This window comes from Streptomyces sp. NPDC048389, from assembly GCF_040706335.1.
In the GTDB taxonomy this organism is placed as follows: Bacteria; Actinomycetota; Actinomycetes; order Streptomycetales; family Streptomycetaceae; genus Streptomyces.
Window position 1 is genome coordinate 132,287 of record NZ_JBEZKP010000002.1, and the last position, 25,660, is coordinate 157,946.

The 25,660-nt window shown below is 72.2% G+C and carries 22 protein-coding genes and 5 tRNA genes; 14 read left to right on the plus strand and 13 right to left on the minus strand.

The window, feature by feature from the left end; genetic code table 11:
- Window positions 1-17: 17 nt before the first annotated feature.
- Complete coding sequence (locus AB0903_RS02370) at window positions 18-440, minus strand: hypothetical protein (RefSeq protein ID WP_366698403.1); 423 nt, start codon at window positions 438-440, stop codon at window positions 18-20.
- Window positions 437-796 carry a hypothetical protein gene (locus AB0903_RS02375; RefSeq protein ID WP_366698116.1) on the minus strand — a complete coding sequence of 120 codons (360 nt, stop codon included), beginning with the start codon at window positions 794-796 and terminating at the stop codon, window positions 437-439. The genes AB0903_RS02370 and AB0903_RS02375 overlap by 4 nt, the downstream gene beginning before the upstream one ends.
- A 665-nt stretch (window positions 797-1,461) precedes the next feature.
- Between AB0903_RS02375 and AB0903_RS02380 the strand changes: the two genes are divergently transcribed.
- The 8 genes from AB0903_RS02380 (at window position 1,462) to AB0903_RS02415 (ending at window position 12,818) form a co-directional block, all read left to right on the plus strand.
- The gene (locus AB0903_RS02380; protein WP_366698118.1) at window positions 1,462-2,526 is read left to right on the plus strand and encodes an ATP-binding cassette domain-containing protein; all 1,065 of its coding nucleotides are present in this window, start codon (window positions 1,462-1,464) and stop codon (window positions 2,524-2,526) included.
- Window positions 2,523-3,194, plus strand: a complete 672-nt coding sequence (locus AB0903_RS02385) for a methionine ABC transporter permease (protein WP_366698120.1) — start codon at window positions 2,523-2,525, stop codon at window positions 3,192-3,194. Before AB0903_RS02380 ends, AB0903_RS02385 begins: the two co-directional genes overlap by 4 nt.
- Window positions 3,195-3,269: 75 nt before the next feature.
- On the plus strand, window positions 3,270-4,130 hold the full coding sequence (locus AB0903_RS02390) for a MetQ/NlpA family ABC transporter substrate-binding protein (protein WP_366698122.1): 861 nt from the start codon (window positions 3,270-3,272) through the stop codon (window positions 4,128-4,130).
- Between the two features lie 165 nt (window positions 4,131-4,295).
- Window positions 4,296-4,943, plus strand: a complete 648-nt coding sequence (locus AB0903_RS02395) for a GNAT family N-acetyltransferase (protein WP_366698124.1) — start codon at window positions 4,296-4,298, stop codon at window positions 4,941-4,943.
- Window positions 4,944-5,064: 121 nt separating this feature from the next.
- On the plus strand, window positions 5,065-6,315 hold the full coding sequence (gene cbiE, locus AB0903_RS02400; RefSeq protein WP_366698126.1) for a precorrin-6y C5,15-methyltransferase (decarboxylating) subunit CbiE: 1,251 nt from the start codon (window positions 5,065-5,067) through the stop codon (window positions 6,313-6,315).
- A gap of 309 nt (window positions 6,316-6,624) precedes the next feature.
- Window positions 6,625-10,491 carry a nicotinate-nucleotide--dimethylbenzimidazole phosphoribosyltransferase gene (gene cobT, locus AB0903_RS02405; protein ID WP_366698128.1) on the plus strand — a complete coding sequence of 1,289 codons (3,867 nt, stop codon included), beginning with the start codon at window positions 6,625-6,627 and terminating at the stop codon, window positions 10,489-10,491.
- Between the two features lie 214 nt (window positions 10,492-10,705).
- Window positions 10,706-11,938 (plus strand): uroporphyrinogen-III C-methyltransferase, encoded by a 1,233-nt coding sequence (cobA, locus tag AB0903_RS02410; protein WP_366698130.1) that lies wholly within the window; start codon window positions 10,706-10,708, stop codon window positions 11,936-11,938.
- A gap of 64 nt (window positions 11,939-12,002) precedes the next feature.
- Entirely contained in the window at window positions 12,003-12,818 is an 816-nt protein-coding gene (locus tag AB0903_RS02415; RefSeq protein ID WP_366698132.1) for an RNA methyltransferase, read from the plus strand.
- Between the two features lie 3 nt (window positions 12,819-12,821).
- On the opposite strand, the gene AB0903_RS02420 is transcribed toward AB0903_RS02415, so the two are convergent.
- On the minus strand, window positions 12,822-13,997 hold the full coding sequence (locus tag AB0903_RS02420) for a serine/threonine-protein kinase (protein WP_366698134.1): 1,176 nt from the start codon (window positions 13,995-13,997) through the stop codon (window positions 12,822-12,824).
- Between the two features lie 232 nt (window positions 13,998-14,229).
- On the opposite strand from AB0903_RS02420, the gene AB0903_RS02425 reads away from it, so the two are divergent.
- Together AB0903_RS02425 and AB0903_RS02430 are read left to right on the plus strand one after the other, a co-directional pair.
- Window positions 14,230-14,460 carry a hypothetical protein gene (locus tag AB0903_RS02425; RefSeq protein WP_366698136.1) on the plus strand — a complete coding sequence of 77 codons (231 nt, stop codon included), beginning with the start codon at window positions 14,230-14,232 and terminating at the stop codon, window positions 14,458-14,460.
- Window positions 14,461-14,682: 222 nt separating this feature from the next.
- On the plus strand, window positions 14,683-14,889 hold the full coding sequence (locus tag AB0903_RS02430; protein WP_366698138.1) for a hypothetical protein: 207 nt from the start codon (window positions 14,683-14,685) through the stop codon (window positions 14,887-14,889).
- Between the two features lie 510 nt (window positions 14,890-15,399).
- Here the strand turns inward: AB0903_RS02430 and AB0903_RS02435 are convergent.
- The 5 genes from AB0903_RS02435 to AB0903_RS02455 form a co-directional block, all read right to left on the minus strand.
- Window positions 15,400-17,097, minus strand: a complete 1,698-nt coding sequence (locus AB0903_RS02435; RefSeq protein ID WP_366698140.1) for a multicopper oxidase family protein — start codon at window positions 17,095-17,097, stop codon at window positions 15,400-15,402.
- Between the two features lie 476 nt (window positions 17,098-17,573).
- A complete protein-coding gene (locus AB0903_RS02440) occupies window positions 17,574-18,815 on the minus strand; it encodes a cytochrome P450 (RefSeq protein ID WP_366698142.1) in 1,242 nt (413 codons plus the stop codon).
- The gene (locus AB0903_RS02445) at window positions 18,812-19,801 is read right to left on the minus strand and encodes an amidohydrolase family protein (RefSeq protein WP_366698144.1); all 990 of its coding nucleotides are present in this window, start codon (window positions 19,799-19,801) and stop codon (window positions 18,812-18,814) included. The genes AB0903_RS02440 and AB0903_RS02445 overlap by 4 nt, the downstream gene beginning before the upstream one ends.
- Window positions 19,798-20,691 carry an NAD(P)-dependent oxidoreductase gene (locus AB0903_RS02450; RefSeq protein ID WP_366698146.1) on the minus strand — a complete coding sequence of 298 codons (894 nt, stop codon included), beginning with the start codon at window positions 20,689-20,691 and terminating at the stop codon, window positions 19,798-19,800. The genes AB0903_RS02445 and AB0903_RS02450 overlap by 4 nt, the downstream gene beginning before the upstream one ends.
- On the minus strand, window positions 20,688-21,026 hold the full coding sequence (locus tag AB0903_RS02455; RefSeq protein WP_366698148.1) for an antibiotic biosynthesis monooxygenase family protein: 339 nt from the start codon (window positions 21,024-21,026) through the stop codon (window positions 20,688-20,690). Before AB0903_RS02455 ends, AB0903_RS02450 begins: the two co-directional genes overlap by 4 nt.
- A 623-nt stretch (window positions 21,027-21,649) precedes the next feature.
- On the opposite strand from AB0903_RS02455, the gene AB0903_RS02460 reads away from it, so the two are divergent.
- Both AB0903_RS02460 and AB0903_RS02465 read left to right on the plus strand, forming a co-directional pair.
- Window positions 21,650-22,636, plus strand: a complete 987-nt coding sequence (locus AB0903_RS02460) for a phosphotransferase (RefSeq protein WP_366698150.1) — start codon at window positions 21,650-21,652, stop codon at window positions 22,634-22,636.
- Between the two features lie 68 nt (window positions 22,637-22,704).
- Window positions 22,705-22,995, plus strand: a complete 291-nt coding sequence (locus AB0903_RS02465; RefSeq protein WP_366698152.1) for a zf-TFIIB domain-containing protein — start codon at window positions 22,705-22,707, stop codon at window positions 22,993-22,995.
- 59 nt (window positions 22,996-23,054) lie between these two features.
- Here the strand turns inward: AB0903_RS02465 and AB0903_RS02470 are convergent.
- The 5 genes from AB0903_RS02470 to AB0903_RS02490 all read right to left on the minus strand — a co-directional run bounded on the left by AB0903_RS02470 (window position 23,055) and on the right by AB0903_RS02490 (window position 23,522).
- Window positions 23,055-23,129 (minus strand) — tRNA-Val (locus tag AB0903_RS02470).
- A gap of 44 nt (window positions 23,130-23,173) precedes the next feature.
- Window positions 23,174-23,245: transfer RNA gene (locus AB0903_RS02475), tRNA-Val, on the minus strand.
- A 20-nt stretch (window positions 23,246-23,265) separates the two neighbouring features.
- A tRNA-Val gene (locus AB0903_RS02480) sits at window positions 23,266-23,337 on the minus strand.
- 1 nt (window position 23,338) lies between these two features.
- Window positions 23,339-23,412 (minus strand) — tRNA-Cys (locus AB0903_RS02485).
- A gap of 37 nt (window positions 23,413-23,449) precedes the next feature.
- Window positions 23,450-23,522 (minus strand) — tRNA-Gly (locus tag AB0903_RS02490).
- Between the two features lie 178 nt (window positions 23,523-23,700).
- Here AB0903_RS02490 and AB0903_RS02495 point away from each other — a divergent pair.
- Together AB0903_RS02495 and AB0903_RS02500 are read left to right on the plus strand one after the other, a co-directional pair.
- A complete protein-coding gene (locus AB0903_RS02495; RefSeq protein ID WP_366698154.1) occupies window positions 23,701-24,750 on the plus strand; it encodes a chorismate-binding protein in 1,050 nt (349 codons plus the stop codon).
- Window positions 24,747-25,577 carry an aminodeoxychorismate lyase gene (locus AB0903_RS02500; RefSeq protein ID WP_366698156.1) on the plus strand — a complete coding sequence of 277 codons (831 nt, stop codon included), beginning with the start codon at window positions 24,747-24,749 and terminating at the stop codon, window positions 25,575-25,577. Before AB0903_RS02495 ends, AB0903_RS02500 begins: the two co-directional genes overlap by 4 nt.
- The last annotated feature ends 83 nt before the right edge of the window (window positions 25,578-25,660 follow it).

The window sequence follows — 25,660 nt, forward strand, 5'->3', positions numbered from 1 at the left end:
GGGAAGCCGGCAGGCTGTCAGGAGGACCGGGAGCGCCGCAGCCAGAGCATCCCGGTCACCGGCAGCAGCACCGGGATGAAGACGTAGCCCATCCCGTAGGCCGACCACACCGTCGAATCCGGGAACGCAGAGGGCTCCAGCACCGTCCAGGTCCCCACGATCAGGACGCCCGCCAGCTCGGCGGCGCAGCACACCAGCGCCGCCTTGCGGGCCGTCTCCCCGCCCCGCACCAGCGTGTAGGTGATGAACGCGTACACGACGGCCGCGACGGCCGACAGCACATGAGCGAGCGGTGCGCTGCCGAAGTCGTCGATGATCTGGTAGACGGACCGGGACACGGCGCCGACGGACATCACGCCGTAGAGCCAGACCAGCAGCAGCCCGGGCCCCTTGACCAGCTTCGTCCGGTTGTCCTTCGCGGCGACCCGGGTCACTGTCAGCCTCCCCAGATGTCGTGGAGCCGCACTTCGAGCACCGCCAGCACCACCGCGCCGGCAGCGACCGTCGCGGACCCCCAGCGGGTCCGCTCCGCCAGCGACAGGAACCCGGCCGCCGGTACGGCGAGGGCCGAGCCGACGAGGTACGACACGAAGATCGCGGTGCCCTGCCCGGGCTCCTCGCCGCGCGCCAGCTGCACGATGCCGACGACCAGCTGCGCCACCGCCAGTACCGTCACCACGGCCATGCCGATGAAGTGCCAGTCCTTGGTGGGCTGGTCCCGGAAGGCGGCGAGGCCGCACCAGGCGGCGAGGGCGAGCGCGGTCACAGCGACCGCGACCGTCAGGGCGTCAAGCATGGGCCCGAGGGTATTACGGGCCAAAGGCCGCGATGCGCGCGGCCCCGGTGCAGGACGGACGGCCCCGACCCGCTGGGCGCGTACCCGCTCCCCGGTGCGGGACCGCCGCCGCCGCGCTGCCCGGCCCGCAGCCTGCCGAGCCGCTCGCCCCGTCCCTCGCCGACCCGCGCCGGACCCGACACCGGCACCGCCGTTCCCGACCTTGCCGCGGTGTCGGTACAGGTGGCGCCGGAGGGCTTCGGGATCACCGCGGCGGAGTGATCCGTCCACATGGCGCGACGCTTCCGTCCGCTATACGGACAGGGGCGGAGCCCTGTCGGGCCTGTCTGTTTTACTTGCGGCCATGACCACGACGAGCAGCCGCACCCCTGCGACCGAGGCGGACACGACGCCCGGTGCTCGCCGTATGTGTCGAATGTGCGCCATCTGAGGGCCCCCTGCCTGTGACGGCACCCCGGCCGAAGGCCGGGGGCTCGCGCCCCGAAGCGAGACCGACAGCCGCACCGCGTCCGACCGTTCCCGTAGATCGGGAACGTCCCGGACCGAGCCTGCCCCGCGCACGCGTCGCCCCGGCCACCGGCCGAGCCCGCCCGTGCCGTGTCGGAACCGAAATGCCCCGTGCCCGGCGGACACCTCGCCGTGCACTCGACAGTGACGGAAAACCTGTGATCACCACTACGGGCCTGACCAAGGTCTACCAGTCGCGAGGCGGCCGCGAGGTCACCGCTCTGGACGGCGTCGATCTGCACGTCCGCGAGGGCGAGGTCTTCGGAGTCATCGGACAGAGCGGCGCCGGCAAGTCCTCGCTGATCCGCTGCGTCAACCTCCTCGAGCGCCCCACCTCCGGCACCGTGACCGTCGCCGGTGAGGACCTCACCGCGCTGGCCGGCCGCGGCCGGCGCGCCTCCAGGGAACTGCGCCAGGCGCGCAGCCGCATCGGCATGGTCTTCCAGCACTTCAACCTGCTGTCCTCGCGCACCGTCCGGGACAACGTCGAACTGCCCCTGGAGATCCTCGGCGTCCCCGGCGCCCGGCGCTCCCGCAAGGCCCTCGAACTCCTCGACCTGGTCGGCCTCGCCGACAAGGCCGGGTCCTACCCGGGGCAGCTCTCCGGCGGACAGAAGCAGCGCGTCGGCATCGCCCGCGCTCTCGCCGGCGACCCCAAGGTGCTGCTGTCCGACGAGGCGACCAGCGCCCTCGACCCGGAGACCACCCGCTCGGTCCTCCAGCTGCTGCGGGACCTCAACCGGCAGCTCGGCCTCACGGTCCTGCTGATCACCCACGAGATGGACGTCGTCAAGACGATCTGCGACTCGGCCGCCCTGATGAAGAAGGGGAAGATCATCGAATCCGGAACGGTGAGCGAACTGCTCGCGACCCCCGGCTCCGAACTCGCCCACGAACTCTTCCCGGTGGGTGGTGAGGCGTCCGGCCCCGACCGCACCGTCATCGACGTCACCTTCCACGGCGAGGCCGCCACGCAGCCGGTCATCTCCCAGCTGTCACGCACCTACAACATCGACATATCGATCCTCGGTGCCGCCATGGACACCGTCGCCGGCCGGCAGATCGGCCGGATGCGCATCGAGCTCCCCGGCCGCTACGAGGAGAACGTCGTCCCGGTCGGCTTCCTGCGCGAACAGGGCCTCCAGATCGACGTCCTCGACACCGATGCCGCCCCCGCCCCGGCGCAGAACCGGCCCGCGCTGGTCAAGGAGGCCGCGAAGTGACCTGGTCCGAGATGCAGCCCCTGCTGAGCCAGGGCACCCTGGACACCCTCTACATGGTGCTGTGGTCCACCCTCGTCACCGTGGCCGGCGGACTGCCGCTCGGTGTGCTCCTCGTCCTCACCGACAAGGGCGGACTGCTCCAGAACACGCCGGTGAACAAAGTCGTCGGCGTGATCGTGAACATCGGCCGCTCGCTGCCGTTCATCATCCTGCTGATCGCGCTCATCCCGTTCACCACTCTCGTCGTCGGCACCTTCATCGGCCCCACCGCGATGATCGTGCCGCTCGCCGTCGGCGCCATCCCCTTCTTCGCCCGGCTCGTGGAGACGGCGGTCCGCGAGGTCGACCACGGACTGGTCGAAGCGGTCCTGGCGATGGGCGGCTCCGTCCCCACCGTCGTGCGCAAGGTGCTGCTCCCGCAGGCCCTGCCCTCCCTCGTCTCCGGCGTCACCACCACCGTGATCGTCCTCGTCGGCTACTCGGCGATGGCCGGCGCGGTCGGCGGCGAGGGTCTCGGGTCCAAGGCCGTCACCTACGGGTTCCAGCGCTTCGAGACGCAGTTCATGCTCATCACGGTCGTGATCCTGATCGCCCTCGTCACGATCGTGCAGCTCGTGGGCGACGGTGTCGTACGGCTTCTCGGCCGCCGCGGACACGCCGCGAGCTGATCCCGCAGACCTTCTCCCCACACGGCCCGCACTCCTTGTCCGGGCGACGCACCACCACAGAAAGAGGCACTTTTCGTGCGCAGCAACATCAAGTTCACCGTGGCCGCCGCCGCCACCGCCGCCCTCTCCCTCGGCATCACCGCCTGCGGCACGGCCTCCGACCCTGCCGCAAAGGCCGATTCCGGGTCCAAGGGCGACGCGTCCAAGGCCCTCGTCGTCGCCGCGTCCCCGACGCCGCACGCCGACATCCTCAACTACGTCAAGGACAACCTGGCGAAGGAGGCGGGCCTGACTCTCGAGGTGAAGGAGTTCACGGACTACGTCCTGCCGAACACCGCCACCCAGCAGGGCCAGGTCGACGCCAACTTCTTCCAGCACAAGCCCTACCTGGACGACTTCAACAAGAAGAACGGGACGACCATCGTCCCCGTCGTCGACGTCCACCTCGAGCCCCTCGGCCTCTACTCCAAGAAGGCCAAGGACATCAAGGACATCAAGGCCGGCCAGACCGTCGCCGTCCCCAACGACACCACCAACGAGGGCCGCGCGCTCGCCCTGCTCGCCGACAACGGCCTCATCACCCTCAGGGACGGCGCCGGCACCGACGCCAAGCTCTCCGACATCGCCGACGCCAAGGGCCTGAAGTTCAAGGAGCTCGAGGCGGCGACGCTGCCCCGCGCCCTGAACGACGTCGACGCCGCCGTCATCAACGGCAACTACGCCATCGAGGCCGACCTGGAGCCCGCCGAGGACTCCCTGGCGCTGGAGAAGGCCGACGGCAACCCGTACGCCAACTTCCTCGCCGTCAAGGAGGGCAACGAGGACGACGTTCGCGTGCAGAAGCTGGTGAGGCTGCTCAACTCGCCCGAGGTGAAGAAGTACATCGAGGAGAAGTACGCCGGTTCCGTCGTCCCCGCGTTCGGCGCCGCCAAGTAGGGCCCCGGCACCTCCACTTGACGGCGGCCCCGCGCACCTACCAAGGTGCGCGGGGCCGCGGCGTACCCCCACCCGGCCATGCGCGGCCCGCACCCGATGTTGCATGCTGTGCCTTTACGGCTACGGCAACCCAACGGCTTTGACCATTTATCGACAGTCTTCGGCATGGAGCTGCGCATGACTACCACCTTCCCGGACGTGTCCATCAGCACGGAGCGGTTGGTGCTGCGCCCCTATGAGGACGCGGACATCGCGGCCCACACCGAGATGATGAACGACGAGATGGTCACCGCCTGGACCTCCGTGCCGCACCCGTACACGACGGCGAACGCCGAGGACTGGGTCCGCAGGATCGCTCCTGCCGAACGGACCGAGGGGCGCGGCATCGTCCTCGCCGTCACCGAGTTCCTCACCCAGCGGCTCGTCGGCGTCGTCCACCTGCGCAACACCGACTGGCGGACCCTGTCCACCGAGGTCTCCTACATCACGGCCCCCTGGGCGCGCGGCGAGGGGTACGCCACCGAGTCGGTCCTCGCCGTCGCCCAATGGCTCTTCCGCAACCAGAAGTTCGAACGCATGGAACTGCGCACCGCGGCCGACAACACCGCCTCCCAGCAGGTGGCGCAGAAGATCGGCTGCATCAGTGAAGGCGTCCTGCGCAACGCCTGGATAGCGCGCACCAGGCCCGACGACGGCACCGGGAGCTGGACGGACATCCGCACCGACCTGATCGTCTGGAGCCTGCTGCCGGAGGACCTGGAGGCCGACCGGATGGCCGAGGCCGGCTACCGCTCCTTCACCGACTGGAACTGACTCCCCCCGGCGACGGACGCCCTCCGCACGGCCCCCGGCCACAGCCGACAGGTACGCTCACGGAGCGACGCATACCCGCGGTACTGCCCCCACCTGCGACAACTGACGGAGACTGACGACGATGGCCGACCGGGTCACGGTGATCGGCTGGGACGGTTCCCCGCTCGGCCGAGCAGCCGGGTCCGCCCTCTCCGCCGCCACTCTGGTGGCCGGCGCCGCCCACCACCTGGCGCTGCCAGAGGTCCCGCCGACCGCCGAGCGCATCCGGCTCGGCAGCGTCGGCCTCGCCGCCCGGCGGATCGCCGGACACCGCGGCAGCGCCGTCGTCCTCGCCGACGGCGACCCGGGCTTCTTCGGCGTGGTACGCACCCTGCGCGCGCCCGAGTACGGCCTGGAGGTGGAGGTCGTCCCCGCCGTATCGTCCGTGGCCACGGCTTTCGCCAGGGCGGGTATGCCCTGGGACGACGCCCAGATCGTCGTCGCACACCCCCGTACTCTGCGCCGCGCGGTCAATGTGTGCCGCGCCCACACCAAGGTCGCGGTCCTCACCTCGCCGGGCGCCGGCCCCGCCGAGCTGGCGCTCCTGCTCGACGGCATCCACCGCACCTTCGTCATCTGCGAGAAACTGGGCACGGCCCGCGAGCAGGTCACCGTTCTCACCTCCGACAAGGTCGCCGACCACATGTGGCGCGACCCCAATGTCGTCATCGTCATCGGCGGCACCGGCAGCGCGTCCTCCCTCACCCGGGCCGGTGGCTGGATCGCCGGCCGGGACCCGGCCCACCCACCGGCAGAACGCGGCTGGGCGCTGCCGCCCGCCGAGGTGCCCGCCCGCAGCGAGGGCGAGTACGCCGGGCTGCGGGCCGCCCAGCTGGCCAGGCTCGGCCCCCGCACCGGCGACCTCGTCTGGGACATCGGCTGCGGCAGCGGCGCGTTCGCCGCGGAAGCCGGCCGCTTCGGCGCCGCCGTCATCGCCGTCGACAACGACCCGGAAGCCTGCCGCCGCAGTGATGCGGCGGGCCGGCGCCTCGGTGTCCAGCTCCAGGTCGTGCACGGGCGCGCACCCCACGTGCTCGAACGGCTGCCCGAACCCGACGTCGTACGCATCGGCGGCGGGGGAGTGCCGGTGGTCACCGCCGTCGCCGACCGCAGGCCGGAGCGCATCGTCACCCATGCCTCCACGCGCGACGAGGCGGAGGCCCTCGGCGCGGCCCTCGCCGCCGGCGGATACACCGTCGAATGCGCGCTGCTCCAGTCCGTCGAAATGGACACCTCCGACTGGTCGGAGCGGGAGCGCTCCGTGGTCTTCCTGCTGTGCGGAAGGCAGTCCGGCCCTCGGCCCCGGGCCCCCGTGACAGACGGTCCGGGGTAGGCTGGCCGATCGTCGTACCGCAGCCGGGCGTTCGTCGCTTCGTTCGTCAATGTCCGGAAAAGGGAGTCACTTTGGTTCCCGTATGTGGTACGTCGGTACCGGGGGGTCGCGCGACGTGGCGCAGCCCACAGCGAACCACGGCGGATCTTGCTGCCGTGGTGGCGAACGACCGCGACAATGCTTTGGTCCGTGGGTCGATCGTGCCGCGCGGCGCACACGCTCGTTCTTGTTCACGGGCGTCAGGTGTGCCGCTGTCGGACGCCCCGGGCGAAGGGCGTAAGGAGCAACCGATGGGCGAGGGGTACGCGCATGACTGACACCGGCCAGATCCCGGGCGAGGGGCTGCCGGAGAACGCAGGCATGGTGGAGCAGCCGGGCATCCCCGCTCCGGGCGCGTACACCTACCTCGACAACTCCGAGAACAGCCCCGAAGAAGACGACCTGCTGCTGATGCCGGGCTCCCAGGGGGCGTGGAGCGACGCCCAGCACGCGCCTCCCGCCCCGGGCGCGCACGCGCAGAGCGCGCCTGCCCCCGATCAGTACGCGGCCGCGCCCGCGGCCGTTCACGCGACGGCGCATCACGAGGCCGGACCGCAGCACCACAGCGGCGAGTACCGGACGGACCACGGCGCGACGGGCTATACGCCCCACGACTACCAGGCCGCCCCGGTCGTGCACGGAGCGCATCAGCCGGCGGCGGAGCCCGTACATCAGGGCACGGAGAACGCCGCCGCGCCCGCGCCCGAGTTCCCCGAAGGCACTCAGGCAGCCGGAGCCTCCGGTTACGCACAGCAGCCCGGGTTCCACGAGGTCCAGGCCCAGGAGGCGGCGGCCCACGAGTCGCTGGCACAGGTGCAGGGGACCATGTCGGTCGTTCCGGGCGTGGCTCCGGCGGACGCCGAGCCCGCGGTTGCCGCGGAGGGCGCGGCGGTCACGGAGGCCGCACCCGTCATGGAGGCCGCGTCCGCCGTGGAGTCCGCGGCCGTCGCGGAGGGGACACCCCGGCAGGCAGCCCGGTCCGTGGCGGCGGAGGCCGCGGCGCAGGCGGTGGTCCACGAGACCGGGGCCCACGAGGCGGGCGGCCGTGATTCCGGCGCCGTGGACCTCGGTGCCGTGCGGACACCGGCCGCCGCGACCTCCGCCATGCCGACGCCGGCGCCGGCGCGCCGCCCGCTCCACATGGGACCTCCCGTGCCCGACACCTCGATCGGTGTGGTCCGTTCGCTGGCCGACCGGGGACCGGCCGGTACGCCGCCGCACCCGATGGTCGTCCGCGCTCTGCAGACCCAGGCCGCCACCACCGGCGTGGAGTACCTCGACGTGCCCCGGGAGGACCCGGCCGCCGAGCTGCCCGGGCCCCAGCTGGGCGAGATCCCGCCGCAGGCCGGCGCCCCCTGGGACCCCCAGCCGCCCCAGGAGCAGGCCGCGGCCCCCGCAGAAACGGTCGTCCCGTCAGCCCCGGAGAACGCGGAAGCCACCGTGCCCGCGCCCCGGGCCGGCAGCGCGGACCCGTCCGTGGTCCCTGAGAGCGCCGTGCCGGACGTGGCCGCCGCCGCGGACCCGTCCGTGGTCCCGGAGATCGCCGTACCGGACGTGGCCGCCGCCGAGCCGGACGTCCCGACGCCCGTCGCGACGCCGGCTCCGGTCGCCGAGCCGGTCGCCCCGGCCGTGGCCGACACGCCGGAGAACGCCGAACCCGAGACCGCCGTGGCTGCGGCGTCGACCGCGCAGGCCGAGAGCTCCGCCGAGGCGCAGCCGGCGCCCGCCGCGCCGGAGGCGGTGGCCACCGCCCAGGCCGCGGTCTCCGAGCCGGCACAGCAGCCGGAGCAGCAGGCAGACGCGCCGGAAGCCGCTGCCGCTCAGGGCGTCCCTGTGACGGCCCCGGCGGGCGGCACGGTGCCACCGACGCAGGACCCGGCGCCGGCCACCCCCGATACGCACGGTGCGCAGCCCGTTGCCGCCGCCCCCGCAGAGACGGAACCGGAGCCCGTCCCGGCGGCCGAGGCCCCCGCGTCCGGCACCGCGCCGGCACCCGAGGCGGCCGCGTCCGCCGTGCCGCCCGGCGACTCGCAGACACCGGAGGCACAGCCCGCGGTGGCTGCGGTGGCAGCGCCCGGCGACACGAGCCAGGCAGGCCCGGACGCGCCCGACGCGCGGCCCGCGGGCGAGGTGAGCGAGCCCGCTCCCGTGGACGCCCCGGCCCTCGTGGACACCCCGGCCCCCGCGCCCGCCGACGACACCCGGGCGCCGCACGCGGCACAGCCCGCCGCCCTCCCCGCCGCCGAGGCGCCCGTGCCCGCAGAGGCCGGCCAGGAGGCAGCGCCCGGGTCCGGCGACGCCGGACCGGGCGACGCGGCATCGCCGGAGAGCGGTCCCGACGCCGCCGCGCAGACCGAGCCCGCCCCGGCCGATGCCGAGTCGTCGCCCGCGACCCGCCCCGTCGGGCCACCGGCGCCCGGCTACGGCGACGCCGAACGCGAGGCCGTTCTGCGCGTCATGCGCGAACGGCGCGACATCCGCAACGGCTTTCGCAGCGACCCCATCCCGCACGACGTCCTGCTTCGCGTTCTCGAAGCCGCCCACACGGCGCCCAGCGTCGGCCACTCCCAGCCGTGGGACTTCGTCGTCATCCGCTCGGCGGAGACCCGTCGCACGATGCACGAACTGGCTCAGCGCCAGCGCGAGGCGTACGCCAAGTCGCTGCCCAAGGGCCGGGCGAAGCAGTTCAAGGAACTGAAGATCGAGGCCATCCTCGACACCCCGGTGAACATCGTCGTCACCGCCGACCCCACCCGCGGCGGCCGCCACACCCTCGGCCGGCACACCCAGCCGCAGATGGCCCCGTACTCCTCCGCCCTCGCCGTCGAGAACCTGTGGCTCGCGGCCCGCGCCGAGGGACTCGGCGTCGGCTGGGTGTCCTTCTTCGACGAGCGTGAAATGGTCCGTACACTCGGCCTGCCCGAGCACCTCGAGGTCGTCGCCTACCTCTGCGTCGGGTACGTCGACGAATTCCCGGAGGAGCCCGAACTGATGCAGGCCGGCTGGTCCAAGCGCCGTCCGCTGTCCTGGGTGGTCCACGAGGAGACCTACGGCCGCCGTGCGCTGCCGGGCGAGGAGCCCCACGACCTCCTGCGGGAGACCGTCACCAACATCCGTCCGCTGGACGCCAAGGCACTCGGCGAGGCGTGGGAACGCCAGAAGCGGATGACGAAGCCCTCCGGCGCGCTGGGCATGCTGGAGATCATCTCCGCGCAGCTCTCCGGGCTGTCCCGGATGTGCCCGCCGCCGATCCCGGAACCCGCGGCCGTCGCGATCTTCGCGGGCGACCACGGCGTGCACGCCCAGGGCGTCACGGCCTGGCCGCAGGAGGTCACCGGGCAGATGGTCGCCAACTTCCTCGGCGGGGGAGCGGTCTGCAACGCCTTCGCCAACCAGGTGGGTGCCGAGGTCTGCGTCATCGACGTCGGCGTGGCGTCCGACCTGCCCGCCACCCCGGGCCTGCTGCCGCGCAAGGTCCGCGCCGGCACCGCCGACTTCACCACCGGGCACGCCCTGACCCGTGAGGAGGTCCTCTCGGCGATCGAGGTCGGCATCGAGACCGCCCGTGACCTGGTGGCCGCCGGTAACAAGGCGCTCCTCACCGGCGAGATGGGCATCGCCAACACCACCACGTCCGCCGCGCTCATCGCCGTCTACACGGGCGTCGACCCGTCGGAGATCACCGGCCGCGGCACGGGCATCAACGACGAGATGCACGCCCGCAAGGTCGACGTCGTCCGCCGTGCCCTCGAGCTCCACCAGCCCGACCCGGCCGACCCGATCGGCGTCCTGTCGGCCGTAGGCGGCCTGGAGCACTGCGCGCTGGTCGGCCTCATCCTCGGCGGCGCGTCCCTGCGCACACCGGTGATCCTCGACGGTGTCAGCACCGGCGCCGCGGCCCTGGTCGCCCGCGCCATCGCCCCGGAGGCGCTGGCCGCCTGCATCGCGGGCCACCGCAGCGCCGAACCGGGCCACGTGGCGGCGCTGAACAAGCTGGGCCTGCGCCCCATGGTCGACCTGGACCTCCGCCTCGGCGAGGGCACGGGAGCCCTGCTGGCGCTCCCGGTGGTCCAGAGCGCCGCTCGGGCCATGCACGAGGTGGCGACGTTCGACTCGGCCGGAGTCACCGAGAAGTAGCACGAGCCCCGCGCCACGCGTCTGCGGCACGCACCCGGTCCGCCTGGCACCGGGTGCGTGACGAACTCGGAGGCTACCGTTCCGCAACGGCCCCGACAGCTCGCTGAACGGGGCCGTATCGTGGTCGCCAGGACCCCTCACCCGTCCCCACCAGCCGCTCCACCGTCGCAGCGGCGTCACTCACGCACTGCCCCGCCCGAGGAGCCGCACCGCCATGGCTGAGCACGTCCCGCCCGCCGAGTACCCCGCCTACCCCGTCGGCCTGCGACTCGCCGGGCGCCGCGTCGTCGTCATCGGCGGCGGGCAGGTCGCCCAGCGCAGGCTCCCCGCCCTGGTGGCGGCCGGTGCCGACGTCACCCTGATCTCCCCGTCCGCGACACCCTCCGTCGAGGCCATGGCCGAGTCCGGCGAGATCACCTGGACCCGTCGCCGCTACGAGGACGGCGACATCGCCGACGCCTGGTACGCCCTCGTCGCCACCAGCGACCCCGACGCCAACATCCGCGCCTCCGAGGAGGCCGAGCGCACCAAGACCTGGTGCGTACGCAGCGACGACGCGGACGCCGCCACCGCCTGGACCCCGGCCACCGGCCGCAGCGACGGGGTCACCGTCGCCGTCCTCACCGGCCGCGACCCGCGCCGCTCCGCCGCCGTGCGCGACGCGATCGTGGAGGGGCTGCGCGACGGCACCCTCGCCGCGCCGCACCGCCGCAGCCGTGCCCCGTTCGTCGCCCTCGTCGGCGGCGGTCCGGGCGACCCCGACCTGATCACGGTCCGGGGCCGCCGCCTGCTCGCGGAGGCGGACGTCGTCATCGCCGACCGGCTCGGCCCGCGCGACCTGCTGGACGAACTTCCGCCGCACGTCGAGGTGATCGACGCGGCCAAGATCCCGTACGGGCGGTTCATGGCCCAGGAGGCCATCAACAACGCGCTCATCGAGCACGCGAAGGCCGGCAAGGCCGTCGTACGGCTGAAGGGCGGCGACCCCTACGTCTTCGGCCGAGGAATGGAGGAGGCCCAGGCGCTCGCCGAGGCGGGTATCCCCTGCACGGTCGTCCCCGGCATCTCCAGCTCCATCTCGGTCCCGTCCGCGGCGGGTATCCCGGTGACCCACCGCGGGGTCGCGCACGAGTTCACCGTCGTCAGCGGCCATGTCGCCCCCGACGACCCGCGTTCACTGGTCGACTGGAAGTCCCTCGCCCGGCTGCGCGGCACGCTCGTGATCCTCATGGGCGTCGACAAGATCGGTGCCATCGCCCAGGCGCTCATCGCGCACGGCAAGGCGCCCGACACCCCGCTCGCGCTCGTTCAGGAAGGGACGACCGCGGCCCAGCGCAGGGTGGACGCCACGCTCGCGACCGTCGCGGAGACCGTCAAGGCACAGGACGTGCGTCCGCCGGCCGTCATCGTCATCGGCGACGTCGTCTCCGTCGGCCTACCCGAGTAACCATCGGTAACCCGACTTTGCGGGAACCGTTGGCACCGCACATCCAAGAAGGCAGTATCACCCCGTGGCCGATCTCATCACCATCGACGACCCCGACGACCCCCGACTGCACGACTACACGGGCCTGACCGACGTAGAACTTCGCCGCCGCCGCGAACCGGCGGAGGGGCTGTTCATCGCCGAGGGTGAAAAGGTCATCCGCCGTGCCGGACAGGCCGGTTACGTGATGCGCTCCATGCTGCTCTCCGCCAAGTGGGTCGACGTCATGCGCGACGTCATCGAAGAGGTCCCGGCCCCCGTGTACGCGGTCGACCCCGCCCTCGCCGAACGCGTCACCGGCTACCACGTGCACCGCGGCGCCCTCGCCTCCATGCAGCGCAAGCCACTGCCGGACGCCGGGGAGCTGCTCGGCACGGCGCGCCGGGTGGTGGTGATGGAGTCGGTCAACGACCACACCAACATCGGCGCCGTCTTCCGCAGCGCGGCGGCCCTCGGCATGGACGCCGTACTGCTCTCGCCGGACTGCGCCGACCCGCTCTACCGCCGCTCGGTCAAGGTCTCCATGGGGGCGGTCTTCTCCGTCCCGTACGCCCGCCTCGACACCTGGCCCAGGGGCCTCGAAGCGGTCCGAGACGCAGGCTTCAGACTGCTCGCCCTCACCCCCGACGAGAAGGCGTCCTCCATCGACGAGGCCGCCCCGCACCGCCTGGGCCGTGTCGCACTCATGCTCGGCGCCGAGGGCGACGGGCTGTCCACCAAGGCACTCATGGCCGCCGACGAGTGGGTACGCATCCCCATGGCGCACGGCGTCGACTCGCTCAACGTGGGCGCGGCGGCGGCCGTAGCCTTCTACGCGGTCGCCACCGGCCGCCCCGCCTAGCCGCTACAGCTTCTGCGCCGCGGCGATCCCCAGCGCCACGATCAGGGTCACCACGAAGAAGACGGTGATCCGCTGGCGCAGCAGCCTCGGATTGGCCGGCCGTCGGCCGGTCGACGTCGTCCGCACTCCCGGCCGGGTGCCGCCGCCCTGACGGCCGTTCGTACGGCCCGCGGTACGCGGCCGCTGAGGCCGGGAACCGCCGCCCGTGCGGGCGGGCGCCTGCGGCCGCGACGACCCACCCGTCCGCCGCTCGGTGCGGTCCGTCCGCTCCGGGTAGCGCGCGGTCGGCCGGTTCGACTCGACCCGCTCCCGCTCACGGTCCCGCTGCGAAGGCGGCCGGGCGTCGTGCTGCAGCCCGTGCGCCTCCCTCGCCGCGATCTCCTTCAGCCGCATGGACAGTTGCAGTGTGCTGGGCCGTTCCTCCGGGTCCTTCGCCAGGCATGCCGACACCAGCGGTGCCAGCGCGTCGTGGACCCCGTGCAGCTGCGCCTCCTCGTGCACGACGCGGTACAGCATGACCTCGGAACTGCCGTGCCCGAACGGAGAGTCACCCATCGCCGCGTACGCCAGCGTCGCGCCCAGCGCGAAGACATCCGTCGCGGGCGTCACCGCCGCGCCGCGTACCTGCTCAGGCGCGAGGAATCCGGGAGAGCCCACGGCCGTGCCCACATGGGTCAGCGTGCTCGCGCCCGTCGCCCAGGCGATACCGAAGTCGATGATCCGGGGCCCCTTGGGGGACAGCAGGATGTTCGACGGCTTCAGATCACGGTGCACCACACCGGCCTCATGGACCGCCACCAGCCCCTCCGACAGCGCGGCCCCCACCGCGGCCACGTCGGCGGCCCGCAGCGGGCCCTCCTCGAGCACCTTGTCGTGCAGCGACGGTCCCGGGACGTACTGGGTCGCGAACCACGGGCGGTCCGCCTCCAGATCGGCGGCCACCAGCCGGGCGGTACAGCCGCCGCGGATACGCCGCGCCGCCGACACCTCACGGGCGAACCGCGACCGGAACTCCTGGTCCTCCGCCAGGTCCGGCCGGATCACCTTCAGCGCGACCCGCTGCCCGCGCCGGTCGGAGCCCAGATACACGACACCCATGCCGCCCGCACCGAGCCGCCGGTGAATCCTGAACGAGCCGACGACTCGCGGGTCCTCGCGCCGGAGCCGCATCATCGCCATGTCCGTCCCCTACCTACGGTGGGGAGGCCCCACCCCGCTGCCCGGTCGTCCGCTTGTGACGTGCCACAGCTTACGTACCCCCGAGCCGGTGCGCTCATAGGCCGCGCCCTCCCGGCCGGATCGATTGTCAGTGCGCGATGGGACACTTGAGGGGTGGTCAGAGGAGGGCGGATCTCCCTCCTTCGACCCGTGCGAGATCTCAACGACTCGTCACAGAAGGGGCATTGGATCGATGAAGGGCGACCGCGTGGAGATGGTCGTGGACGCGGGGGACACGACGCGTACGTACGAAGTGGTGGCAAGCCGGGCGGGCCGCAGGGTGGAGACCGCGGTGCGCAGAGGAGCGGTCGAAGTGAGCGAAGTCACTCGCTGCGGCTCCGTCGTCCGCACGGCCCGTTTCATGGCGACCCGGGTGCTCGCCCTGGTCGAACAGCCCGTCCCGCGCGAGGACACCACCGACTGACCGGGCCCCTTCCGGGAAGACCCCAAGACCCGGAGCCCCGTCTCCACCCAGGGGAGTACACCGGGGGGTGACGGCTCATCCTCCGGGAGGCCAGGCAATCGGTACGAGGGCATGACGTCCCGGCCCCGCCGTTTCCCTAGTGTTGATGTCAAGCGGCGGGTGCAGTAACTCGTCCCCCGAGGTCAGACACCCGCCGCTGCCAACCACGACAGGAGAAGGATCATGGCGGACACGGCATCGCGGACGGTGATCCGCACGCAGGGACGCAAGGCATCCGCCGCGTTCGGCGGCCGTCAGTCCGGCACGCGCCACCCGCTGGTGGCGACGGCCATGGTCCTTCCCCTCGCGGCACTGCTCGTGGTCGTCTTCGGCGGCTGGGAGGCAGTGGTCACACAGGCGTCGTCCGTGGGCGTGATGCTGGGGCGCTGAACAGCGCCCCGGGCCCGGAAGAGCGGTCCGGGTCGGGGACATCCGGCCAACAACCCCGTGGGGACGGGGGTGCGGCGGACGGCAGCGTTTGGCCGGTCAGCTGGGGAGCTGACCGGCCATCGCGCGTTGCCCTTGCGCGGGCGGACCGGCCGGATCACGTCTCCGGGCGCGGTCGGCCCGGTCCGGGTCCGGAGCTCCTGGAGAGGGGCCCGGCTGGTCCTGGCTGTGTTTCCGACGTGGCCGGTCCGGGGAAGCCCGCGGCGCCACCCGGAGCAGTGTGCCTCTTCGCCGGCTGTGAAGGACAACTTCCGCCTCCGGACGTCGAAGTCCCGCCCGCATGTCGACCACGGACATCCCCGCTGGGCTCCCGCACCGCGGTGGTGCGCCCACCGGGGCCGGCGCCGAGAAACGACAGCATCGAGGTGCGCGCCCGTACCCGGCGCCGCAGGGCCCGGACGCCACCCTGACGCTTCGCGGGCCCTCGTCGCACCCCGCGACGGGACTCACCGGCTACGCGCCGTAGGTGACGGTGGTCATCATGCCGGATTCCGAGTGGTAGATGTTGTGGCAGTGGAGCATCCAGTCGCCGGGGTTGTCGGCGTCGAAATCGAGGACGAGCTTGTTGTGGGGCAGGACGGTGGCGGTGTCCTTGCGGGCGCCGCTGGAGTCGATACCGGCGAGGGCGTAGGTGTGGCCGTGCAGGTGGACGGGGTGCCACATGTCGGTGGCGTTGACGACGACCAGCCGTACCCGTTCGCCGCGTTCGATGCGGTGGACGCGGTCGGGGGAGTAGGGGCGGTGGTCGGTGCCCCAGTCGAATTTCTCCATACCGCCGGTGAAGGTGACTCTGACGATGCGGTCGGGTCTGCGCCGGTCGAGTTCGACGGATTCGTGCGGCCTGAGCCGGCGGGCCGAGGGCAGGACGGCGCGCCGTAGTTCGGCGGGACGGGTGGCGGGGCCGGGAAGCGCACCACTCGCTGTGCGCAGGACGGCCATCGCGGCGCCGTTCTTGCCTTCGGCCAGTGCGGTGAGCGGGAAGACGCCGTCCTTGGCGGTGATCAGTACGTCGTAGCGTTCGCCCATGCCGAGGAGTAGGGAGTCGGTCCGGTGGTGGCGTACGGGAAAGCCGTCGCTGTGGGTGACTGTCAGCCGGTGTCCGCCGAGGGCCACCCGGAACGGGGTTTCTGCGCCCGCGTTGATGATGCGCAGCCGGATCCGGTCGCCGGGTCTGGCCCGGAACTGGGTCGGGTCGTCGGGCGTGCGCCCGTTGATCAGGTAGTGCGGGTAGGCGATGTCGCCGGCATGGCCGCCGAGCAGCGGGCTGCTTGCGCCGGTCAACAGCCGGCCGGGGCCTCTGCTCCGCTCCGGTGAGGGCGACACGTCGTCGCGGGCCGGCGCGTCGCCGGGCTGTGGCGCGTGGGCGCCCGGCGGACCGTATCCGGCCGCGATTCCTCCGGAGGGTTTGGCGGGCCGGGCGCCGTGGTCGTGCCCGCGCTGGTGCGTGGAGCCGTGTCCCATGGCGGGCTTGCCCTTGCGAAGCTGGTCGAAGACGTCCTCGGGGCTGGAGCCGCCGACCCCGTCGATCCAGTCGTCCAGCAGGACGATCCACTCCGCGTCGTAGGGGAGGGGCTCGTTGGGGTCGTCGACGATCAGCGGCGCGTACGTTCCGCGGTCGATCTGCAGGCCCAGGTGGGGGTGGAACCAGTAAGTGCCGGGGTGCGGCACCTGGAAGCGGTAGGTGAACCTCTTGCCCGGCGCGATGGGCGGCTGCGTCAGGTCCGGCACGCCGTCCATGTCGTTGCGCAGGGCGATGCCGTGCCAGTGGACCGTGGTGGGTTCGGGCAAGTGGTTGGCGAGCGTCAACTCGAGAGTGTCGCCGGCGGTGATCCGTACCTCCTTGCCGGGCAGTTCGCCGTTGTAGGTGGCGGTCCTGACGGTACGTCCGCCACCGATCTCGACCGTGGCCGGTGTGGCGGTGAGGGTGAGGCCGCGGAGTTTGCCCTCGGGGCTGGGTGTCCAGGTGGGCCGCACCTTCGTGCCCGCCGCGGAGTCGGAGCCCCGGGGGCCGGCGGCCCCCTTTCCCGCTGAGGAGTCCGCTCCGCTACCGGAGCAGGCGGTGAGCAGCGCAGATCCCACTGCGGCGATCCCGGCGCCGAGCACAGCGCGCCGGGTGGTCGAGGTCGGACTGGGGTGATCCTGCCTGTACATGGTCCTCCGGTCGTCGAACATGCGCGCATTCCGCCCCGGGTGGGCCTGACGCGGGCAGGACCAGCATGGTGCACGGCGCCGGAAACATCTGGTAAGTGACTATCTGCCTGTCTTGTCTGCCTTGTCGGGTAGGCCGCCCACCGGCGGCGACGGGGCGACGGTGTCGTGCGAGGGCCCCTGCGTGCGGTGGTGTGCGAGGGGCCGCCGCCGGCCGCGGCCGACTTGCCGGGACGCGCACCCGGCCACCGCCGTCCAGCAGTCATGCGCGAGAGTGCGCGAGACGGTCGTGCGGTGTGATCGGTCTTGCCGGCCTTTGGCAAGCGGCTACGTGCGAACCTTCGAGCACGTGTTCAACCTGCCCGGCACGGCGGCCGCCCGGCCGACGCCCAAAGGGGCCCCGGCGTCAACGGCCCGGGCCCGCCTCCCCGGTGAGGGGGAGACGGGCCCGGGCGCGTGCCGGCTGCCGGTGCCGGCGGTCACTTCTCCGGGTGGAGCACGACTGGCAGTTCCGCGAGGCCGCGGAAGGCGGGGAAGGGGACTTCCATCCACTTCGGCAAGGCATCGGGTGCGGCCGGAGTGATCCCGGGGAACCGGCTGAACAAGCTGGTGAGGGCCAGCTGCATCTCCAGCCGTGCCAGCGGGGCGCCCAGGCAGTAGTGGCTGCCGTGGCCGAACCCCAGATGGGTGCTCTGCGCGTTCCCCGGCCGCCGCACATCGAACTCGTTCGGGGAGTCGAACTTCAGCGGGTCGCGGTTCGCCGAAAGCAGCGAGATCTGCACCAGGGCTCCCTTGGGGATCCTGGTGCCGCCGATCTCCACGTCCTCGGTGGCGTACCGGAACGTCGCACTCTCCACCGAGCCGTCGTAGCGCACCAACTCGTCCACCGCGGGGCCGAACAGCTCCGGGTCCTCCTGCACGGCGCGCAGCTGTGCGGGATTGGCCAGGAAGTGGTACACGGCGTTGCCGATGAGGTACGCGGTCGTCTTGTGCCCCGCGAACATCAGCAGGAACGCCGTCGAGACCAGCTCGCTCTGCGTGAGGCCGCTGTCCTTGCCCTGAACGTCGGTGAGTGCGCTGAGCAGGTCCTCACCAGGGTGCTCGCGCTTGCGCGCGACCAGGTCGGTGAAGTAGGAGTGCAGGTCCTCCTCCGCCTTCTGCTGCGCCTGCTTGGACTCCTTGCTGAAGCCCGTCTGCGCCACCGTGGTGGACAGGTGCTGCATGTGGGCCCGCTCCTCGGGCGGCACGCCGAGCAGTTCGCAGATCACGGTGATCGGCAGCGGGAACGCGAACGCGGGCAGCAGGTCCAGCGGTTCACCGGTGGGGCACGCGTCGAGCAGCCGGTCGATGATGTCCTGGATCTTCGGCCGCAGCGCCTCGACGCGGCGCGGGGTGAACTCGGAGCTGACGAGTCTGCGCAGCCGGGTGTGTTTGGGCGCGTCGGCGTTGAGCATGTTGTCGTCCAGCGAGACCGACGAGTCGCCGAAGATCCTCCGGTAGGCGTCCATGGCCCCGTACATGTCCTTGCTCAGCCGGGGGTCGGACAGTGCGGCACGGGCGTCCTCGTACCGTGTGATGAGGTACGTTTCGACGCCGTGCGGCGGCTTCATCGGGCAGACGGGCGCCGTGTCCCGGAGGGCGGCGTAGACCGGGTGCGGGTTGCGCCGGAAGTCGGCGGTGCACAGCTCGGCTGTGGTGACGGGGTCCTGCGTTGTCGTCACGGACGGCTCCTGAGGTCGAAGAGGGCCTCGGCGTTGCCGCCGAGGATGAGCTGCTGGGACGCCTTGTCCACAGGCAGCTTCTCGATCATGTGGATGAGGTCCTCCAGCGGCGCCGACAACGGCGGCGAGTCGCTGCCGAAGAGCATCCGCCCGGGTCCGAGGACCTCCGCGTTGAGGCTCAGGTGCGCCGCGCTGAACGGGCTGGTGTCGACGTACATGCGCTGCAGGGCCGCGGCGGGGTCGGCAGATGGCGGGGCGGAGGGCGCGGCGGGGTCCGCCGGCCGGGTGGCCGGGGCGGCGGAGGGCTGTGCTCCGCCGCCCCAGTGCCTGGGGCGCGCCGCCGTCAGTAGGCGCTCCGGCAGCAGCGCCACCGCGCCGCCGCCGGTCGCGCCGATCAGCCGCAGGTCCGGGTACTTGTCCAGCCATCCCGCGAACGCGATCATGGCCATGCCCAGGGTGACGTCGCCGAACCGGCCGATCTGCTCCACGAAGCCGACGGTGCCCACCTTCTCCGTGCCGACCGGTTCGGCCGGTGCGTGCACCAGGACCGGGACTGCCGCCTCCGCGGCCAGCGCGAAGAAGGAGTCCGCCCGCGGCGAGCCGAGCAGCTCGCCGTGGACGCTGGACGTGGTGATCAGGCCGACGAACGCGGGGTCCGCCAGGGTTTCACGCACGCCTTCCAGGTGATCGTCGTCGCCGAACGGGTTGGCGTAGACGTACCCGCGCAACTGGTCGGGGAACCGGGAGATCAGACCCGACATCCAGGCGTGGAATCCACGCAGCCGGTCACGCGGCTGCTGGTAGTTGTCCACGCCCGGGACTCGCGCCATGGCACCGGCGCCCACCGGGCTGCCGATGATGGTGAGGTCGATACCGGCCTCGGCGCGGGCCGCGAGCATGCCGTCGACGTCGGTCAGGCTCGGGGGCATGGGGAAGCGTCTGGCCGCTTCCGGCGGGGACAGATGTCCGTGGATGTCGATGATCATGTGTGGGTTCCCGGTTCCGGTGTGACTGCGCGGGTCACCGCGGCGCAGTCCTCGTCGCCAAGCCCCTGCTCGGTGGCACGGGCGTGGGTCTGGGCGGCTGCGGCGGTGAGCGGAAGGTGCAGGCCTGCCGCGGCCGCCTGCTCCTCAGCGAGCATGAGGTCCTTCGCCATCAGGCGCAGCCGGAAGTCCGGCTCGTCGAAACGCCCGCTGGCCAGGCGCCGCGACTTGAAGGACATGACCGGCGAGGCGAAGCCGCTGCCCGCGATCGTCCTGAGGACGAGCTGCTTGTCGAGGCCGCAGGAGGCCGCCAGTTCGGCGGCCTCGGCCATGGCCTGGACCTCTATCCCCATGAGGAGATTGAGGAGCAGCTTCATCCGCATGCCGGAACCCAGTGCGCCCAGATGGACGACCTCCTTGCCCAGCATCTCCAGCAGCGGCCGGCCGGCGGTGAAGACGCGCTCCTCGCCGCCGACGAACAGTCGCAGTTCGCCGTCGCGGGCGTGGTCGCGGTTGCCGAGCATGCCGACGTCCATGACGGAGGGCACGTCCCCGGCAAGCCGGACGACCTCCTCGGGAGCGACGGTGCTGGCGCAGATCAGCGCACCGGGGTAGGTGCCCCTGGCCAGGACGCCGTCCGGACCGCGCAGCACTGTCTTGAGGGCGTCTCCGTCAGCGACCGTGCAGATGACGGCGCTCGTGCCCTCGACGGCTTCGCTGGGACGCCCGACGGCGACGGCGCCGGCCCGGGCGAGCGGCTCGGCCCGCTCCGGACTGCGGTTCCAGACCCGCACTCGTACCCCTTGCGCGAGCAGACGTGAGGCCAGGCCGGAGCCCATCGTGCCGAGGCCGAGGACGGCGACGGGGCCGGAAGTGTTGATGGTGGGCGTCATGACTTCTCCTCCACGGTCTCCTTGACGACCCGGAACCGCAGTGACTGCGTCGAGTCGACCCAGTCGCGGAGCGGAGCCACCAGTGCCCGGTGGTCCTCACTCTGCTGCCAGGCGAAAAAGTGCTCGGGGGTCTCCCACTCGCTGGTGATCACCCACTGGCGGGAGCCGTCGACCGGTTCTCCCAGTCGTTCGACGATGTGCCCCGGGGTACGAGCGACGGATTTCCGCATCTGCTCGTACATCTCCAGGAATCCTTGCTCGCCGCCCTCGATCACACGGACCGCGAAAACCACGGACAGCCTTTCGGCCGTCCGGCCGTTCTGAACTGTGCCCATGCATCCTCCTGATGTTGAGATCCGGCAGGACACGCTTTCCAAGGACTCATGCGCTCAGTGGCGACGCAACTCCATTGGGGGCACGGCCCAGTCGCGGGAAGGGCCGTGCCCTGAGGGATAGCCCGTTCAGGTGACTGGTGAAGGGGTCCTCGGCCAGGCGGATTTGAGCGGCGGACCAACGAAGGCGTGAAGACGCCAAGGGCGTGGACCGGTCGGCCGGGCCCCGGTGTCCGGTCCGAAGGCGTCTGCGGTCCGGTCGCGTCCGCGGTCCGGTGGTGTCCGCGGTCCGGTGGTGTCCGGTCCGAAAGGCGTCCGCGGTCCGAGTGCGGGCGGATCTGCGGGACATCACCCGTGAACGTCGTGGGCGCCGTCGGCAGCGCGGTGCATGACGTCTCTCCCGACGTTCCCCGGTGGCCGGCATCGCCGCGGCCGCCGTGCCGGCTTTCGCGTGAAGTGCCGCCGGCCCTCGCCCCGGCCGGTCGGCCGGGGCGAACGCCTCTCCCACTGCTCGACGGGTACGGGCAGGGTGCCGCGCTCCGGGGACTCGGCCCCGCACCCACCATCGACGCAGCGGGCCGCTCCCGGGGCACCGGCGCGCGAGGCGCTCCCGCTACGCTCCCTCCGTGACCGCCTCAGTCCTCCGCGTACTCGCCTCCGTCGCCCGGAGCGCCGCCCACCTGGCGGCACCGCGCGGGACTTGCACGGCGTGCGGGGCCGCCCAGGACGGACAGACGCTCGCCGACCGGCCCGACGGCATCGTCGTGCGCCATGGCTCCGCCGTCGCCAAGGCGCACGCCCCCGGGACCGATCCGGTCGCCCACCGTGCGCGTCTGGACCTGGCGGCCCACCCGGCGCTGGCGGCCATCCTCCTGCCGCCGCTCCCGCACCTGGCGAGCGCCCCGGCGCGGGGCCGCCCCGTCACCGTCTGGCCCTACGGCGCTCCCGTCGACGCGACGGACCCGGACGCCGCGCCCTGGGAGGACGCGGCGGTCCTGCTTGCGCGCCTGCACCGCCTCGAGCCCGCCGGGCTGCCCGGTCCGCTCCCGCCGATGCGGGGCCCGGCGAAGGCCGCCGCCGCGGTGGCCCGCATGGAGGCGGCCGCGGCGGACGACCCGGCCGCCTGCGACGTCCGGCGTGCCTGGGCACGTCTGCCGGCCTGGGCCCGCGGCGAGGAGCCACTCACTCCCTCCGGCACTGCGCGCCAACGCGTGTGCCACGGCGACTTCCATCTCGGTCAACTCGTGCGCCACCCCGCCCCCGACGGCCCGTGGCTGCTGATAGACGTCGACGACCTCGGCCTCGGCGACCCGGCCTGGGATCTCGCCCGCCCGGCCGCGTGGTTCGCCGCGGGGCTGCTGGCGCCGGAGGTCTGGCAGCGGTTCCTCGGCGCGTACACGGCCGCCGGCGGCCCCGCGGTCGCTTCCGCGGACGACCCCTGGCCTCAACTGGACGTGCCTGCCAGGGCGCTGGTGCTCCAGACGGCGGCGCTCGCGCTGGCGAAGTCGGCGGCGGAGGGCCGTCGGCCGGACGAGTGCGAACGGGCGGTGCTCGACGCCTGTACCCGAATCGGGACACTCACAACCGAGTTGGACCCCGGTGCCCGGTCGTAGGGTGAAGGTCTCGTCGCCGGGCATGCTTCCCGGTGACGTCGACGAGACGGCGAGGAGCTGACCAGACGATGCAGTGTCCCAAGTGCCATGCAGCGATGCACACGTACAACCGCAATGGCGTCCAGATCGAGCAGTGCAGCGGCTGCCGGGGCATATTCCTCGACTACGGCGAGCTGGAGTCGCTGACCCGCCTCGAGTCGCAGTGGACCCAGCAGGCGCCGCCTCCGCCGCCGGCCCCGCAGGCATACCCGGCCGCTCCCGCCCCCGCGGCGCCGGCCTGGGGCGCGCCGCACCACGGTGGTCACCACCACGGCCACCATCGCCAGCGCAGCTTCGGCCGGATGCTCTTCTCCTCCTGACGGGCGGGGAAGGGGGCATGACAAAACCCCCGGTCGTCGAGACGACCGGGGGCTTGGGCTGGTGCGCGATACTGGGATTGAACCAGTGACCTCTTCCGTGTCAGGGAAGCGCTCTCCCGCTGAGCTAATCGCGCAGGGCAGCAGGACGACTACATCACCTGCGTTACTGCGTACAGCGTGCGCGATACTGGGATTGAACCAGTGACCTCTTCCGTGTCAGGGAAGCGCTCTCCCGCTGAGCTAATCGCGCTCGGGTCCTCGCGGACCCAGTGGACGATACTGGGATTGAACCAGTGACCTCTTCCGTGTCAGGGAAGCGCTCTCCCGCTGAGCTAATCGTCCTTGGAGGTGGAGACGGGATTTGAACCCGTGTAGACGGCTTTGCAGGCCGTTGCCTCGCCTCTCGGCCACTCCACCCGGAGTGCGGGGGGTCGGGAAGATCCCCCACTTCTCGAGCGGACGACGAGATTCGAACTCGCGACCCTCACCTTGGCAAGGTGATGCTCTACCAACTGAGCCACGTCCGCTTGTCGTTTCCGTTCCGCTTGCGCGTCCCGGCGACGAGTTGAACTCTAGCGGATTCCCGGGCCAGTACAAAAACGCGTTTGTGCAGCTTGCCGCCGTGTGTCCACGTCGCGGCAGCACACCGGCGGCTCACCGGGCGCCCGTCCCCGCCGCATCCGCGCCGGTCATACACTCACAGACGTGCACGACCTTGCTCCTCTGGCCCGCTTCGGCTCCCTCGTCGCCACCGACCTCAGGGACGTCACCAGCGACCCCGCGGCCCTCGACTCCACCGGCTTCTGGGCCGTCGTGGCCGACTTCGAGGGCCGTCTGACCTGCGCCCGCTTCGGCGATGTCCGCAGCGAGCCGGTTCCCGAGCCCGTCCCGGGGCGCTGGCGGGGTCCGGCGGCCGACGCGTGGACGTCGTCACTGGACCGTGCCGCCTACACCGCAGGCGTGCGACGTGTCCGGGAACACATCGCGGCAGGCGAGGTCTACCAGGCCAATCTGTGCCGGGTACTGTCCGCACCGCTGCCGGAACCGGACGCGGCGGACGTGGACGAGCTGACGGCCCTGCTGGCGCGCGGCAACCCGGCCCCGTACGCAGGAACGATCCGGCTGCCCGCGCACGGCGTGGAGATCGCCACCGCCTCGCCGGAGCTGTATCTGCGCCGCGCGGGACGCACCGTCGAATCCGGCCCGATCAAGGGAACGGGCCGCACCGCCGGTGATCTCCTGGAGAAGGACCACGCGGAGAACGTCATGATCGTGGACCTGGTCCGCAACGACCTCGGCCGGGTGTGCGCCACCGGCAGCGTGACCGTGCCGGCCCTCTGCGCGATCGAGCCGCACCCCGGACTCGTGCACCTCGTGTCCACCGTCCGCGGCGACCTCGCACCGGGAGCCGGCTGGGGCGAACTGCTGGCCGCGACCTTCCCCCCGGGTTCGGTCACCGGCGCCCCCAAGTCCAGTGCACTGAAGATCATCGAGGCGCTGGAGACCACACCCCGCGGCCCGTACTGCGGCGGCATCGGCTGGGTCGACGCCGACCGGGGCGCGGCCGAGCTGGCCGTCGGCATACGCACCTTCTGGATCGACCGCTCCATGAGCGCCCTGCGGTTCGGCACCGGTGCGGGCATCACCTGGGGCTCCGACCCGGAGCGCGAGTGGGCCGAGACGGAACTGAAGGCTTCGAGGCTGCTGGCGGTAGCGTCGGGCGCGTACGCGGCAATCGGAAGGACGGCTCCATGAAGGTTTGGGTAGGCGGCGCGCTCTCGGAGCTCGAGGACGCCCGGGTGTCCGTACTCGACCACGGCATGACCGTGGGCGACGGCATCTTCGAGACCGTGAAGGCCGTCCACGGCCGGCCCTTCGCCCTCACTCGCCATCTGGAACGGCTCGCCCGCTCCGCCGAGGGCCTCGGGCTGCCGGAACCCGACCTCGACGAGGTCCGCCGCGCCTGCGCCGCCGTGCTGGCCGCCAACCCGATGCCGCTCGGCCGGCTGCGCATCACCTACACCGGCGGGCTCTCCCCTCTCGGTTCCGACCGGGGCACCGACGGCCCGACGCTGGTCGTCGCGATCGGCGAGACCTCCCGCCGCCCCGACACCACGTCGGTCGTCACGGTCCCCTGGACCCGCAACGAACGCGGTGCGCTGACCGGCCTGAAGACCACCTCCTACGCCGAGAACGTCGTCGCCCTCGCCAGGGCCCACCAGCACGGCGCCTCCGAGGCACTGTTCGCCAACACCGTGGGGCGGCTCTGCGAAGGCACCGGCTCGAACGTCTTCGTCGTCCTCGACGGCGAGCTGCACACCCCGCCCCTGGCCTCCGGCTGCCTCGCCGGCGTCACCCGCGCGCTCACCGTCGAATGGACGGGCGCCAAGGAGACGGACCTGCCTCTCGAAGTGCTCGACGGCGCCGAGGAGGTCTTCCTGACCTCCACGCTCCGCGACGTCCAGGCGGTCGTACGCCTCGACGGGCGCGGCATCGGGGAGGGCCCGGGGCCGGTGGCGGCCAAGGCGATGCGCGTCTTCGAGGAGCGCGCGGCGGCGGACCCGGACCCCAAGTCCGTCTGACCGGCCCGCGACGGGCAGGAAACCGGCCCCCGACGGGGAGGGAAACCGGGTGTCGGACGGCCGCGTGCCAGGTAGAAACTCTT

Bases quoted from the DNA above. Each gene is read 5' to 3' on its own strand.
- AB0903_RS02420 (WP_366698134.1), bottom strand. From the start codon at position 13,997: ATGGCGATGATGCGGCTCCGGCGCGAGGACCCGCGAGTCGTCGGCTCG.
- AB0903_RS02425 (WP_366698136.1), top strand. From the start codon at position 14,230: ATGAAGGGCGACCGCGTGGAGATGGTCGTGGACGCGGGGGACACGACG.
- AB0903_RS02395 (WP_366698124.1), top strand. From the start codon at position 4,296: ATGGAGCTGCGCATGACTACCACCTTCCCGGACGTGTCCATCAGCACG.
- AB0903_RS02500 (WP_366698156.1), top strand. From the start codon at position 24,747: ATGAAGGTTTGGGTAGGCGGCGCGCTCTCGGAGCTCGAGGACGCCCGG.
- AB0903_RS02435 (WP_366698140.1), bottom strand. From the start codon at position 17,097: ATGTACAGGCAGGATCACCCCAGTCCGACCTCGACCACCCGGCGCGCT.
- AB0903_RS02375 (WP_366698116.1), bottom strand. From the start codon at position 796: ATGCTTGACGCCCTGACGGTCGCGGTCGCTGTGACCGCGCTCGCCCTC.
- AB0903_RS02450 (WP_366698146.1), bottom strand. From the start codon at position 20,691: ATGACGCCCACCATCAACACTTCCGGCCCCGTCGCCGTCCTCGGCCTC.
- AB0903_RS02430 (WP_366698138.1), top strand. From the start codon at position 14,683: ATGGCGGACACGGCATCGCGGACGGTGATCCGCACGCAGGGACGCAAG.
- AB0903_RS02445 (WP_366698144.1), bottom strand. From the start codon at position 19,801: ATGATCATCGACATCCACGGACATCTGTCCCCGCCGGAAGCGGCCAGA.
- cobA (WP_366698130.1), top strand. From the start codon at position 10,706: ATGGCTGAGCACGTCCCGCCCGCCGAGTACCCCGCCTACCCCGTCGGC.
- cobT (WP_366698128.1), top strand. From the start codon at position 6,625: ATGACTGACACCGGCCAGATCCCGGGCGAGGGGCTGCCGGAGAACGCA.
- AB0903_RS02455 (WP_366698148.1), bottom strand. From the start codon at position 21,026: ATGGGCACAGTTCAGAACGGCCGGACGGCCGAAAGGCTGTCCGTGGTT.
- AB0903_RS02465 (WP_366698152.1), top strand. From the start codon at position 22,705: ATGCAGTGTCCCAAGTGCCATGCAGCGATGCACACGTACAACCGCAAT.
- cbiE (WP_366698126.1), top strand. From the start codon at position 5,065: ATGGCCGACCGGGTCACGGTGATCGGCTGGGACGGTTCCCCGCTCGGC.